Origin of the sequence: Cohnella baijiui (genome assembly GCF_020731285.1) — a bacterium.
In the GTDB taxonomy this organism is placed as follows: domain Bacteria; phylum Bacillota; class Bacilli; order Paenibacillales; family Paenibacillaceae; genus Cohnella.
In genome coordinates this window covers 181,293-195,364 of record NZ_JAJFOW010000003.1, presented here as the reverse complement: position 1 = coordinate 195,364, position 14,072 = coordinate 181,293, and the positions used below count along the sequence as shown (strand labels likewise).

Annotated in this window: 12 protein-coding genes and 1 pseudogene; 1 reads left to right on the top strand and 12 read right to left on the bottom strand. The window is 48.8% G+C overall.

What is annotated here, in order from left to right:
• Window positions 1-43: 43 nt before the first annotated feature.
• The 8 genes from LKX83_RS04460 to LKX83_RS04425 all read right to left on the bottom strand — a co-directional run bounded on the left by LKX83_RS04460 (window position 44) and on the right by LKX83_RS04425 (window position 9,571).
• Window positions 44-700 carry an HAD-IA family hydrolase gene (locus LKX83_RS04460; protein ID WP_227880957.1) on the bottom strand — a complete coding sequence of 219 codons (657 nt, stop codon included), beginning with the start codon at window positions 698-700 and terminating at the stop codon, window positions 44-46.
• 329 nt (window positions 701-1,029) lie between these two features.
• Window positions 1,030-3,027 carry an AbfB domain-containing protein gene (locus LKX83_RS04455; RefSeq protein ID WP_227880956.1) on the bottom strand — a complete coding sequence of 666 codons (1,998 nt, stop codon included), beginning with the start codon at window positions 3,025-3,027 and terminating at the stop codon, window positions 1,030-1,032.
• Between the two features lie 50 nt (window positions 3,028-3,077).
• Complete coding sequence (locus tag LKX83_RS04450; protein ID WP_227880955.1) at window positions 3,078-4,133, bottom strand: glycoside hydrolase family 43 protein; 1,056 nt, start codon at window positions 4,131-4,133, stop codon at window positions 3,078-3,080.
• Between the two features lie 14 nt (window positions 4,134-4,147).
• Window positions 4,148-5,110, bottom strand: coding sequence for a glycoside hydrolase family 43 protein (locus LKX83_RS04445; RefSeq protein WP_227880954.1), 963 nt, complete (start codon window positions 5,108-5,110; stop codon window positions 4,148-4,150).
• A 16-nt stretch (window positions 5,111-5,126) separates the two neighbouring features.
• Entirely contained in the window at window positions 5,127-5,993 is an 867-nt protein-coding gene (locus LKX83_RS04440) for a carbohydrate ABC transporter permease (RefSeq protein ID WP_227880953.1), read from the bottom strand.
• 11 nt (window positions 5,994-6,004) lie between these two features.
• Window positions 6,005-6,880 (bottom strand): carbohydrate ABC transporter permease, encoded by an 876-nt coding sequence (locus LKX83_RS04435; RefSeq protein ID WP_227880952.1) that lies wholly within the window; start codon window positions 6,878-6,880, stop codon window positions 6,005-6,007.
• 80 nt (window positions 6,881-6,960) lie between these two features.
• Complete coding sequence (locus LKX83_RS04430) at window positions 6,961-8,340, bottom strand: ABC transporter substrate-binding protein (RefSeq protein ID WP_227880951.1); 1,380 nt, start codon at window positions 8,338-8,340, stop codon at window positions 6,961-6,963.
• A gap of 292 nt (window positions 8,341-8,632) precedes the next feature.
• A complete protein-coding gene (locus LKX83_RS04425; RefSeq protein WP_227880950.1) occupies window positions 8,633-9,571 on the bottom strand; it encodes an ArsR/SmtB family transcription factor in 939 nt (312 codons plus the stop codon).
• Between the two features lie 713 nt (window positions 9,572-10,284).
• On the opposite strand from LKX83_RS04425, the gene LKX83_RS04420 reads away from it, so the two are divergent.
• On the top strand, window positions 10,285-10,494 hold the full coding sequence (locus LKX83_RS04420; RefSeq protein ID WP_227880949.1) for a helix-turn-helix transcriptional regulator: 210 nt from the start codon (window positions 10,285-10,287) through the stop codon (window positions 10,492-10,494).
• A gap of 526 nt (window positions 10,495-11,020) precedes the next feature.
• On the opposite strand, the gene LKX83_RS04415 is transcribed toward LKX83_RS04420, so the two are convergent.
• The 4 genes and pseudogenes from LKX83_RS04415 to LKX83_RS34230 all read right to left on the bottom strand — a co-directional run.
• Complete coding sequence (locus tag LKX83_RS04415) at window positions 11,021-11,836, bottom strand: helix-turn-helix domain-containing protein (RefSeq protein ID WP_227880948.1); 816 nt, start codon at window positions 11,834-11,836, stop codon at window positions 11,021-11,023.
• A 332-nt stretch (window positions 11,837-12,168) separates the two neighbouring features.
• Entirely contained in the window at window positions 12,169-12,744 is a 576-nt protein-coding gene (locus LKX83_RS04410) for a hypothetical protein (protein WP_227880947.1), read from the bottom strand.
• Window positions 12,737-13,735 carry a DUF4747 family protein gene (locus LKX83_RS04405; protein ID WP_227880946.1) on the bottom strand — a complete coding sequence of 333 codons (999 nt, stop codon included), beginning with the start codon at window positions 13,733-13,735 and terminating at the stop codon, window positions 12,737-12,739. The genes LKX83_RS04410 and LKX83_RS04405 overlap by 8 nt, the downstream gene beginning before the upstream one ends.
• Before the next feature lie 116 nt (window positions 13,736-13,851).
• Window positions 13,852-14,070, bottom strand: a pseudogene (locus tag LKX83_RS34230) (DEAD/DEAH box helicase family protein); the annotation flags it as partial.
• Between the last annotated feature and the right edge of the window lie 2 nt (window positions 14,071-14,072).

Genomic DNA, 14,072 nt, shown 5'->3' with positions numbered 1-14,072 from the left:
CCCGGAAACGGTGGCGCCGTGTAAGGACGCCGCCGCTTCCCCACTAGTCTCCATTCACTCCTACAATATTGAGCAGTTCCCGCATATTATGAATGACATGTATCGCCCCGAAACGTTTCATCTGTTCTTCGCCTTTGAGAGACCAGGAGACGCCTATCGGTACTACGCCCGCCTCTCGCGCCGAGACGATATCAGCCTCGCTATCGCCCACCATTATGGCGGACTCTGGCATCACCCCTAATTGTTTAAGCGCCATCCGGATTGGCTCCGGGTGCGGCTTCGGATTCTGCACATCATCCAACGTCACGATCGCCGACATCAGATCCATTATGCCCAAATAGGTAAGGCTGCGTGTGGTCGACGATTTCCACTTCGTTGTCACGACCCCAAGTTGAACTCCGCTTCGATTTAAAGCGTCCAACACCTCCTTTACAAAAGGAAAAAGACGAATCAACCGGTTATGATGCTGCGAATTAAAATCAAAATAAGCAGTGATTAAATCCTCCACGTTTTGCCTTCCGGTGAAAAGCCTCAGTTGTTTCTCCAGCGGTAGTCCCATGCTCGGAATTATCATTTCGCGGCCGAATCCGGGCGGAACCGCCCCCGCAAGTGCGCTCAAAAACGACTGTATGATAAGCTCATTCGTATCGAGAATAGTCCCATCCAGATCAAACAATACGGCATGAATTTTGGTCTGCATTCCCAACCCTCCTCATTATGGTGACGTTTTCACATAACACAATAAAATAATTGTGGTGTCGTTTTCATATCTTAACTTAGGTAACAAGCCTATGTCAATTCGACTTTTTCTAAGAAACTTTATGAGTTTGAACTCTCTTCTTATCCACAAATAGCCTACCGCAATACTCATGATAGGCATGGAGAACGATACCTTCAACCACGGCAACAATACAAGTGCATCCAAATCTATGTTCATCAAAAAGCATAATCCTCCAAGCAGGAAGCTCCTATCATACAAACACTTCCCTGACAGCATACCTGTCAGGGAAGTGATGGCGCGAACACCGTTTATTTCACGAAAAACGTGGCGTCTTGTTGATCCGTAGCGTTGTTGATGGAAGTGATGTACAACAGCCCGTTCATGTGTCTCATGTATTGACCAGGGAAATTGTAGGACTCGAACGATGCCGCGAAGCCGTTCGCGAATCCCGTGCGAAGCTTCCAGGTCGCGTCGTTCTTGAACAACGTTGTCCCGTCGTTCGCCTCCATCCATATTTCCCCGTTCTTGTGCCGCAAGTATTGTCCCGGAAAATTGACCGATTCGATGGATATCGCCGATGCGTTGGCGAGGCCCGGAACGATCTTCCATTGCGCGTCCGCGATGTACTGGCTTCCGTTCGTCTTCCCTCTACCGTCTTGATGGCGAATGAAGCTCCCCGGGAAGTTATACGTTTCGAATTGGTTGACTGGCGTCTCGACGTCGATACGCACGGCTCTCCAGCGCTGCGTATCCAAACCGTTCGCCGTATATTGGATCAGCTGCGTTCCCGGCGGCGAACCGCCTCCCGCGTTGTCGACCAACAGTCCGCTGTGCTCGTTCGCGATCGTGTAGTAGCCGCCGCCTGCGTAAGCGAATTTCCAGCGCTGCGTGTCGAGGTAATTGTCGGTCCATTGGTTGATCTTCGTGCCGGGCGTCTTCACGCCATCCGGATCGTCCCACACGAGATTATTGTTCAAGTTCATGACCCGGAAAAAGCCGTTGCTCCGGTAATCCGTCAGAAACCATTGCGTGTTCAGCCCGAGATCGTTGTATTCGATCAGTCTCGTTCCCGCAGGAGAACCCCCGCCCGCATTATCGATCACGAGCCCGTTGTTCTGGTTGACGAACTTGTACGTCGCTCCCGATACGAGCGCCGCGTCTCCGTTCATTTGGGCGACGTTGGCGCGAATTTCGTTGCGGCTGCCTACTTTGACGGTATTGACTTCAAGCAATAAGGAATTGTCCAGCGGGACAAGTGTGCCGCTCCAAGCGGCGGGCGTATTTTGATTGCTTCCCGCAACCGTCAGCGGAGCATCGACCAGTGTCCAGGTCGCGCCGTTGTCCGCGCTCGTGAACATTTTGTTGTGATCCGGCACGACGTCCGTCATGCCCCGAACGTAAAATCTTCCGTTCGCGCTGCCGTCGTCGACATATGCGACTTCCGGCGCTTGGGACGCGCGGTAAATGCCTGTACCTACGACGGTGCCGAGCGAGGACGGCGTTCCCCAGTTCAAGCCGTCGGACGACGTCTTGAACCGGACGGCGAAGTCTGGCTTCGCCCCTAAATGCTCGTAGAACATATAATACGTACCGTTCTTATGACGCACGACCCTGGGCATGCCCGGACGCGCGCTCCCATTCGTATTGTCGCCGATGATGATGCTGTAATTGCCCCAAGTTAAGCCGCCGTCGCTCGAGATTTCGCGCGCGATCGCCTGGTTATAGCCGGCTTGCCTTTCATCCGAATAATAGCAGACCAGCCTTCCGTCGCTTGAAACCGCGAATTCGGGCTCCCACGTATGGTGCGTTCCCGAACCGCCCTGCGCAGCCAGATTGCTGTGCAGCTGCCAATGGGCTCCGTTGTCCGTGCTCCGCCAAATATGGATCGTATACGTCGCGCCCGGATCCCAATCCGTCGAAGCGAACAGCAGGGTGCCGGCCGGATACCCGCCTACTTGCTGCGGCAATACATAAAGCGTCGTCATCGCTTGTTTGTCGCGGGTTAAACCGAAATTGTTCGGGTCGATCTGCGAGAGGTAGGTCCAGGTTCGGCCGTTATCGGAGCTTCGATAGAAGTCGAATGGCTGCATGCCGGCCCAGCCGGTATTCACCGGAAACTTTCTTGTGAAAGTCGCCAACACGTCCCCGTTGCCCAGCTTGACCGCTCGGGCATAGTAGGGCTCCGGCTCCGAAGCGTTGCTGTAGACGACCGAGCCCGTCGTAGCGGCATGAACGGGTCCGACAACGAACATTTGCATCAGCAAGAACAGCGCAAGCGAGAATGCCAATAATCGATTCTTCTTCATCACGATTATTCCTCCTCAGTCGGCATCTTCCTAAATCCCACCAGCGATCACTACTTCCTCGTGATCGGACCATCCTCTTGCAGAGTAGAACTCGGCCCGCTGCCGTCGTGAACGACCGGCCATCCGTCTTTCCAGCTAATGCGATCGAGCATCAGCACACGACCGGAGGTCGATACGTCTTGCAAATCGTAAGCGTGATACAGCATCCAATCGAGGCCGGCATCGTCCCGGATGACGGCGTTATGGCCCGGAGCCAGAAATGCCTCGTTCTTTTCCAGGATGGGATTGTCGGGAAACGCTTCGAACGGACCGGTCGGGGATTCGGAACGCGCCGCCATCACCGCGTAATGGGCGGTATTGCCGCTATTGTCCAGGCAGCAATAATCTCCGGAGTAGAACATGTAGTAGTACCCGTTCCGCTTCACGACCCAAGGGCCTTCTACTAGAGCGTCATAGGCCTCGCGGCTTTGCACGCCCGGATAGATGACGGCTTGTTCCTCCCCGACCACGCCGAATCCGTCATCGGCAAGCTGCTGGACATAGATAGGCTGCTTGTCGGAGCCCCAATACAAATATCGCTTGCCGTCATCATCGTCCAACACGAACGGATCGATCTTCTCGAATCCGGTTCCCCAGACGACAGGTCCGCCGTGATCCCGGTAAGGTCCCAGAGGATGATCCGCGACGGCGACACCGATCCCCATCCCCTTTAGCGGATCGCCGTCGTTCACTTTGGTCGAATAATACACGTAGTACTTTCCTTTGTAATACGTCAGATGAGGCGCCCACATATAATCGGCCGTCGCCCAAGACGGAACCTGCTCGACCGTGAATACGGCCCCCTTCCTCTCCCAATGGACCAAGTCCTTGGAACGCAAGATGGGCAAGGGGACGAAGGTTCCGTCGTAGTTGGTCTGCGTGGTGATCGCGTAATAATAACCGTCATCTGCCTTTAGCACGGTCGGATCCGCCGCATCGTGGGCAAAGACCGGGTTGGAATAAGCGACGGGTACGCCAACCTGCTCATGATGCCAAATACGCCAAGCCGCATAGGAGCCGGCCAAGAGTACCAGAACGATTCCCAAAGCAATGATCCCGCGCTTCATACCAATTCCCGCCATTATTCCTCTCCGGAAGGAACGGGGCAAGCCGTGCCGGATGCCACCGGTTTTCCGAAATCAGGGAACCCATCCGGCGTCCATCCAAATTTTTGCATGCGGGGCTGCCTCTTCTCCGCTCCTCCCTCCGATTCGGGAATGGCGTGATAGACGATCCAATCCTCGCTACCGTCCGGCGATACGGTGAAGCTATTGTGCCCTGGCGCATACACCTCATTTTCCGGGCACTTCGCAAATACCGGGCGCTCGGATTTCTTCCAGGATTCCGGGTTCAGCAGATCGCTCCCTTCCTCCGCCGTGAGCATGCCTAATGCATAGTCGTCCGACCAAGTCGTGCTGGCCGAATAGATCATGAACACTCGACCATAGCGGACCAGGAAACAAGGCCCTTCATTGATCGCCATCCCGCCTTGTTTTTCCCATTCGTAATCCGGCTTCGTCAGCAGCGTTTCGGGACCCTTCAGCGTCCATGGATTTTCCATCAAAGCCACGTATATCGCAGAACCATATTCGGGGAAATGCCCATAACCCGCATACATGAAATAAAGCTTGCCGCCGTGCGCCAGAATCGTGCCGTCCAGACCCGGCAAAGCCGTGTTGACCGCGCCTTTTTCCGTCCAAACGCCTGTCGTCGGATCGGTATTTTCATTTTCCAAGACGTAAATTTGGCGCGAGGCATCCCCGCTCCCGTCGCTAGCCGTGTAATAGATGTACCATTTGCCGCCGACAAAGTGAATTTCCGGCGCCCACAATTCCCGGCTTCCCGGTCCTTCTGCGGGCGGCAGCCAAATCGTCGTCTTGGGCGCTGCGGCCACCTCGCTCATCGAAGGGGATCGATGCAACTCCAGACGATCGCCGCGTGTGACCATGAAGTAATAACAACCGTCGCTATGCCGATACATCCAGGGGTCTGCCCCGCTTGCCATAATCGGGTTGGTAAATGTCTTGTTCGTTTGCGTACTCATTTCGTACTCCTCCTGACTATCCTTTCATTCCCGTCAAAGTGATGCCTTCGACGAAGTAACGCTGCGCGAAAAAGAACAGCAGCACCGTCGGGATCAACGCCAGTACCGACCCCGCCATGATGTAAGTCCATTGCGCATTATAGAAACCCTGAAACGATGCCAACACGAGCTGAAGGGTGAATTTCTCGGGACTGTTGATATAAATGAGCGGGCCGAGAAAATCGTTGTAGCCCCCCAGAAAACCGAAAATGCCTTGCGCAACCAATGCGGGCTTCGACAGCGGCAGCACGATTCGGATGAAGATCCAGAACGGATTCAGTCCGTCCATCATCGCGGCGTCTTCCAGCTCGGAGGGGATCGTCATGAAAAATTGCCTCATGAAGAATACCGCGGCGGCGGCCCCGAACATCCCCGGGACCATTAACGGCAGCCAGCTGTCCACCCAACCGATCGATTTGTACACGATGAAGGCGGGAATCATCGTCACGACACCCGGAATCATCATCGTGGCGAGCAGCATGACGAACAGCACGTTACGCGCGGGAAAAACCATGCGAGCGAAAGCATACGCCGCCAATGCGCTGGTGAACAAACCGATCACAGTCGTCGGAATGACGATGATCATCGTATTCATGAAGCCGTGCAGCAGGTTGGCCTCTCCTAATACGAACGAGTAGTTGCTCCACTCCCAATGCTCGGGAATCCACTTCGGCGGCATATCGAAAACGGCGCCTTGTTCTTTCAAGGAGGTGGAGAGCATCCATAAAAAAGGCACGGCCATCACCAAAGATCCGCAGATCAGGAATACATAAGCCGCCGCTTTTCGTATCCGCTCGTTCGCCCGTCTTCCTGTTTGTCTCACTCCGATCGAGGCACCGGACATTCCATTTCCCCCTATTCGTAATGCACCCAACGACGGGATAACCAGAAATTGAGCAGCGTAATCGCCATGAGCAGAATGCCAAGTACCCATGCCATCGCCGATGCGTACCCCATGTCCATATAGCGGAAGGCATTCTGGAACAGGTAATAGACGATCGTGGTCGTCGAATAATTGGGTCCGCCCTCGGTCATGATTTGGAACCGCGGAAAGTCCTGCATCGCGCCGATAATCGACGTGACCAGAATGTACAAGGTGGTGGGCGAGATGCACGGAATCGTAATTTTCACGAATCGCTGCCAGCCGCCGGCCCCGTCGATCTCCGCAGCTTCGTACAGACTGCCCGGCACCCCTTGAAGCGCAGCCAGATACAGCACCATGTTGAACCCTAAGCCGCCCCATACGCCCTGTAGGATCATGGCCGGCATCGCCCAAGTCTCGCTGCTCAGCCATGCGGGACCCGTAATGCCGACTAGACCAAGCAAATAATTCAGCAATCCGTAATCTCCGTTGAATATCCATTTCCACAGCAAGGTCATGGCTACGACAGAGCTGATGGTCGGCAGGAAGAAAGCGGTACGAAAGAATCGGATGCCGACGATTTTTTGATTCAAGGCAACGGCTATCGCCAGCGCCAACGCCATTCCGATCGGAATGGAGAGTACGGAGTAGATCGTGTTGGTGAGCGTTTTCCAGAACAACGGGTCATGGCTGAGGAGTCTGACATAATTGTCCGTCCCCGTAAAGACAGGCTTCTGATAGCCGCTGTACTGGGTCGTGCTGACGTACACGGAAAAACAGATCGGAATCAGAGCAAACAGCAGAAAACCCAGAATCGGAGCAGAGATGAACGCATACGCCCACAAATACATCTTCCGTTTGTTGCCCAAGATTACCCTCCTCCAGATGCCGAGGAAGAAAGGAGGGCGACGCTCCTAACGCGCTCCTCCTTTTTCCCCCAACGTATGGACTATTTAAATATGGCCGGATTGCCTTCCTTGATCGCTTGGTCGATCTTGGGCTTCAGTTCGTTCAGCAGATCGGCTGCCGGACGTTTCCCTTCCCACATCGGCCCCAAATTTTGGCCCAGCATATCCCACCATTTGGCGTTCGGCAAGTTGGTCCACGGTCCCGGAATTTCGCTTTCCGCCGCTTTAATGAATACTTGCGCATGCTCCGGCTTTTGGCCCGGCTGCAGGAATACGTCCGTGTTCGCCATCGACTTGAAGCTCGGAATGGCGAAGCCCATGAGGGACTGCTCCTTCTGGCCTTCCGGTCCGCTCAGATATTCCAACAGCTTGAAGGCCGCATCCGCGTGCTTCGACTTGCTGGAGATGCCGAGTCCGACAGAGCCGCTCCATCCGGACCAGTTTCCATTCGCCGGCAGCGGAGCGACATCCCAATCGAACTTCAACTTCCGGTAGGTTGGGACCATCCAACGGCCTTGGATGATCATCGCGAGTTTGCCAGTCTCGAACATTTGCCCGTCGTTCATCGCTTGCAGCGCTCTGCTGTCCGGAATGACCTTGTATTTGTGAGCCAGGTCGACCGCGAATTGCAGCGCGTCCGTCGCTTCCTTGCCGTTCAGCAAAAATTCCTTCCGATCGTCGCTTAAGAACTTGCCGCCGTTCCCCAATACGAAGCCTTCCCACCAAATCGGGCCCATGCCGTACTGCTCGACTTTGTCGCCGTTTCTTACCGTCAGCTTCTGAGCCGTATCCAGCAGCTGGTCGAACGTCATCGGATTATCCGCGCTTGGGAAAGGAACGTTCATCTTTTGGAAAATATCCTTGTTGTAGTAGAGCACCGTCGGACCGATATCCTTCGGCAATGCGTACAGCGGGCCTTTGCCCGTGATGGATCCATCGTAACGGTAACGAACCAGGGAGGAATCCCACATGTCCCCCGTATCGATCTGGCTTGATTCCATGTATTTGTCAATCGACTGCAGCAAGCCTTGGCTGACCCAACGTCCGAAGTCGCCGTCCGGCACGTAGAACACGTCGGGAGCGTCGCCGCCGGCCAGGATCGTGTTCATCTTGCCCACGTAATCGGCAGGGATGTGCAAATAGTTGACCTTGATGTTCGGATACTTCTCTTCGAAGTTCTTGATCAGCTTCGTGAACACTTCCTTCTCCGACGGATCGCCCCAGCCGGCGAATTTAATGGTCGCCTTCTCTTCGGGAGGTGCTTCGCTTGGGCTGGCCGAGCCGGTCTGGCTTGCCGTGCCTGTGGGGCTTGCCGCTGAGGAGGAGGCACCGTCTTTGTTTCCGTTTCCGCATCCGACTACGCCGCCGGCCAATAGAATGAGTGCAGCCATAGCAAGTGAGCTCTTTTTCCATGGTTTCATGGCTTCTGACCCCTTTCCGGTAATTAATAATAAAATTGTTGTTATAAAGCTGAGATAATCCCGATATTCCTTGAGATTATAGCGCCGGACCGCCCCTTTTCTTGAAAGAAATAAAATTCCTGTACACCAAAACCTCAATTACGCCTATTCAATACATATTTGTTGGTACAAAACCGATTATAATTGGATAAACCTTCAAATGTCAACGGTTACAAACAATAATTTTGTTTTATATAAACGAAAAAAATGGCGCTGTTGCGCCATTAGTAACAGACTTTTTGTTGTTTATCCTTCAATCCTTCTCGTTCGGCTCGTAATGAAGCTTCATGATAATGTCCTGATCGTAATCTCCGAATCCGCGGCCGAATAGATTCACGCCGCCTTTGTTAACGGCATCCGGCTTGACGCCGATCTTAAAGCGGATATAGGGGAACGAATGAAGCTGCAGATCTTGCAAGGTAACGTCGGAAATTTTGTGGTTGTCCACCGTGCTGCGATGAGTGTCTACCCTAAATGTCTTCAATAGGCCGTACTGCGTGCTGGTGTCATGCCACCATTCCGGGTTGTTCTTGCCTCTATGATCGCCGAAGTCGCCCGGCGACGTCCAGGTACCGATCTCGACGTTATTGATCCATACCGTAATGTCCGACGGCCAATCGTTGTTAAAGTTGGGCGCTTCCGAACACAATTCCAGGGAGAATTCGATCGATTTGATGTGAATGTTATGCGGAATCGACCGAGGGAACCGATATTCCATCCAGCCTTGTCGGAACCATATCATCTCAGCCGTTCTGCACTCGGGAAAAAAGAAATTCGAAGGGTCGTCTTCGGGAATGATCATGGCTTGGGTATTGGCGATTCCGCATGTCGATTGGACGTCGACGTCCACAAAATGGCCGATCGGCATTTCGATTTCGTAGATTTGGTCCGTATTTTTGTATCCTTTAATCGGGTTCAAAATCACTCTCACGTCGTCGAAGTTCCTTCTGCACACCTTCATGGCGCCGCGGCTTGCAGGCAGGACCTCCGTCAAGATAAGCCCCGCTTCTTCCAGGACCTTCACGTTTACGCCTGCGGTAGATACCGGTATTTTGAGCTTTTCGCCGATTTCATTGACATTGATATTATTATGATTCAGCAGCAGCTTGATAATTTTCAGCCTGGTATGGGAGGCTAGGGCATGAGCTACCTTCACCAGTTCATTCGGATCGTTGATAGATAGTTCCAGCAAATCAAGCCCTCCTTTTTTTAAAATTTATAACATAATATTTAGATTAATTGAAATGGGTTTATTTGTACATAGTGGTTAGTTAGCGCCTGCCCAACTTTTCCCATTGTAACACAAGCAAGCCCCCGATCTCGATTGAGATTGGGGGCTTGTTTGTGATGGAAATCATTATTTATTTTCTGGAAACGAATCAGCCAGGAGCGCCATGACCAGCTGCACGCCGTCTCTCATGCCTTGCAGGTACATGCGTTCATGCTCCAGCGCTCGCTTCAGATGATGCTTGTCCTGGCATCCAGCCGCTGCTGAATCGCACTCTGGAACCACGACGGAAAGTCCATCTACCTCTCCCTTTCCTGGTGTCCATTCTTTTTAGCGTAGCTGCTGCTCACGTCCGACCTTCTTCTGATGGAATTGGACAATCAGCTCGTCTACCTTCCGGCTCTGAGCTTGAACTGCCTCATTCTTGAACAAAGGGATCCCCTGCTCCAGAGATTTACTCCCCAGCTCGTTTAGCTTTCGCTTTTCCTCCTCATACTTATGAAGTAGATGGTGCATGGTTGGCCTCCCTTTGCTTCATTGTTTGATTGCTAACTGCTTCAAGTAGCTCCCTTACAAACCTCATTATACGAATTATAATTCGCCAATTATAGTTTGTCACCAAAATTTCTCGAATTGTCTACGATGATAGAAATGCAGTAAGGAGTGTTTCGCTAACTATGAAGCTGATTGAAGCAAGAAACAAAAAAGGCTTCACTCAAGAGCAAGTGAGCCGTGCGATCAATGTTTCGCTGAAGCATTATCAAAATATTGAACATGGTATAAGTGCGCCGACGGTCAACATCGCTCTACATATTTGCGAAATTCTAGACGTTGACCCTCGTGAAATTGAAGAGTGGAGAGATAGAAGAAAAGTAGATGAGTTGTGATCGGATTTAGGTGCCAATCACTTGCCTAAGCTGACTGACTGCTGTTATCATTTGCCCATACTCCTTCCGATTGGCGAAGGCGAATTGCTATTCATTCGCATTGCCTCCTCCACCGGGACCGGTAGAGGTCACCTACAGTTCTGGCCATGAGCAGCTATACGGGGCTTTGTAGCGGCAGCACCACGGCTCGTCCATCCGCAGATCGGTTGGACGACGACGGGTGCCGCCCATCATGCGCCTACACCTCGTCGCCCGCCAGGTTGTCGGCGACGTACTACCGATTCCAACGCAGTTGCGCCCCATGGTCCCAATACTGCAGCTTGCAGCCCTCACATGCGTCGATGATCGGGCACGGAGGCCCGCGCTGGCCCGGCTCCGGCTCGAACAGCACCGTCAATCCGCACGCGGCCGAACGACTTGCCGACGCTGGTCACGTCGGCGCATCCCTTGTCGCCGGGCTGCGTCGGCGTAGTAAAACGGGTACAGCTGTCTACCCGGCCAACTCTCTACGTCTTTTTTACACCAATTAATCCTTTTCTTTATAACTAGTTTTTATATCGCTAACCTTATAGCTCAGATAAAACCGCCATGTTTCACTAGGCATATAAATCCATGTCTTCATTCTGCCATCTTCTTCGTGGCTACAATCCAAAAATTTGATATCTTTGATGGAATTAAATGTAATGGGCCACTTTTCTCCATTTCTCTCCAATTTTAGAGTGAGATATTTGTATTGCATGGAGATGTCGTAATCCAATAAACGATAAACATCCTGACTTGTTTCTTTCCCAACGCGCCCATTGGTTATACCAATTTCAATACTTCCTTTTTTAGTTACTTCTAAAAGTCGCTCTAAAAAATTATAGTAGTCCTCCAGTGCTTCTTCTTGTTCCAATTGTCGCAATTTTTTTTGGTGATCTTTTTCGATTTGCTGATAGTGGTTAGATATCAAACGATTTAATATAAAATTAACTCTATTCGGATCATGGCCTGCTTCCTCCAGAAGCTTCTCATACCAAGGTAATTTAATCCTTACTGTTCGATCCCGTTCATTCCATGCCTTTTTAACTTCTCTAATAACACCCGCTAACGGACCTGTGTTAACGTCGCCATCTCTTTCCAAATCATATTCAGAATCTCTTCCATACAAGTAGTCTAGAGATACCCGATAAAAGGTTGCTAACTTGCTGAGCATTTCTGCCGACGGTTCTCGATTTCCAGCCTCCCAATTAGAATAAGTGCTATAGTTAACATCAAGCTTCTCCGCCGCCTCGGCTTTCTCAATTTTTTTCTTTTCCCTAATTTCCTTTAGCCGCATTCCAATAATCGTTTTTTGATCCACGAACATCACCTCTTTTATTCAATTCGATAAATAAAAGACAAATTTTTTATTTTTTATTCATATTGAATATTATGATATTCATATAGAAAAGTCAATCTCTACTCAAACCAAAACAAGTCAAAAAAAATAGACCAGAGCAGCCTTACCCCTGATCCCTTGACGATATCGACTCTCCATAATTTAGTACAATGATTCCACAATTTTTAGCGAACTCCATAAAACGTTTCTAGCCTTCTCTTAAATCCATATTGTCAATCAGATTGATAAATGTTCTGAATTTACTATCGTTTATCTTGTTTGTAGAAGTATATTCCGTACGTTCAAAAGTATAATTATTCAATATCACTAGTATTATCCACTAACTCACTATAGTTATATGACAAAATAAAAACATCAATACAAGTACGCAATAAGGAAATTATATAAAAAACGGTAAACACAAATAAATAAGAGGTAATGAAGAAGTAAATTAAAAAAAGTGATGTGTAAAATTCACTCTCTACGTACAGTAATATATAAGCAATCACAAAACCTATTATTTGAAAACCTATAACAGTTCCAATATATTTAAAACTATAAAGAACGGCAAGTAAAGACTCTAAATTACCCACTGTAATAATATTTTTTGTAATTTTCTTTCCTACTGAAGATGCAATGATAGCTAGACCGCTAATTAAAAAACCAAGCACTCCTAGCAAACCAAACGTTGCATATAGTACTAGATCCCGTATGCCTCCAATAAACAACTGGAGATTTCCGTTATACCGTAAAATACATGCTACCACTATCAACAAGAATAACGATACCGTACAGGCTACTTTGACTTCATATGTACTAATATCAAGTAATGGAGTCCTTTTTTCAAATGATATTTTATACAGTTCTTTATCGGAATATTCCTTAATCATATCCTAAGTGGTCCTCTTCTTTTATTACTAATGAAGATTTCTTGTCTGTATCGCTTTCAAATTTTTTCATTGTGATTTTAGCAAGGAAAACGGAGACTCCCTTTTTACTGAGTTCTATAAACTTAAAAAGGCTTCGTTTGTCATGATCCATAATATGTGTTTTATACGTTGAATCTTTTTCAGAATCGTATTTAAAAGGGGTTCCATCCGAGTTTTCCCCATCTATTTCCAACCTCCCATATCCTGGGGCATATTTATCAAATGCATCATTAAGACTAACTATTCTAGCTACCTCGATTGAGTTCTTATTTATTCCTTCATTACTTTTTTCATTAACTTCAATTTCTAGTGTTTTTTTAGCAATATTCCCTTCTTTCATTCTTTTTAGATCAAGATCGTAAAGCCTTTTTAAGTGTCTTTCGTTAACATTAGGCGGAATAGTAACTGATTTAATCCTATTTATCTTGTATGCTGACTCGAGTCTCTCTTGTATACTGAATGGATCTTTCAAGAAATACACTTCATACCCTATAGTATTATCCATTTTATTAATCAACATCTTAAAAGCCTCTAGAAATTGATTATAGCCTAGTTTTTGCCGTTCAATAAAAGTTACAATTTCATTTTCTAAATCAAAATAAAACAAGGTACTTACAGAATTATTCTCATACACAACTTCCTTTACAGTCCTAGTGGCATGATCAAATTCTTCACTTTTCACAGGCATTCTTCTAACTAGTTTTCCAGTTATCCTTTTAGCATGACCATCTATATTCTTATCAATTTCTGCAAAATTGTATATCTCAACCTGATTGATAGTGCGTTGCTCCCCATCAATCTCTACCGTCTTAGTAATAACTTTTTCGTAATCAAATGTATCACTAACTTTAGCGTATAAAGAGCTTAGAATATCTTCAAGACTTATCTTCTTTTCATAAACATCATAGATGTGTGAATTGACATTAAGTTTTGCGTAATGGATGATCGGCAATTGTATCTCCTCGCTATTCTGTAAGTATATCTGATTGCATTTAAACAAAAACTAATAGTTCAATTCTCTCAACATAGAGTAATAACCGAACGATGTCGCTATAGCCGCTGCCAAATGGTTTTTCCCGTTCCAATGGCACAAACCAATAATACTCGATTTTGTCCTTTTGCTATTGCATCCACTGTTCGATTAATCGATAACGCTGATAATATCTAGGGGTCTTGTAATTAGGCACATAGTAATAAGGCTCAAGTAGTACCTTTTCTTCCGTATCGGTTACATTCTTATCGTATAAATATTTTCTATTATAACTCCTCTGGCAATGGGAACTCCTCAG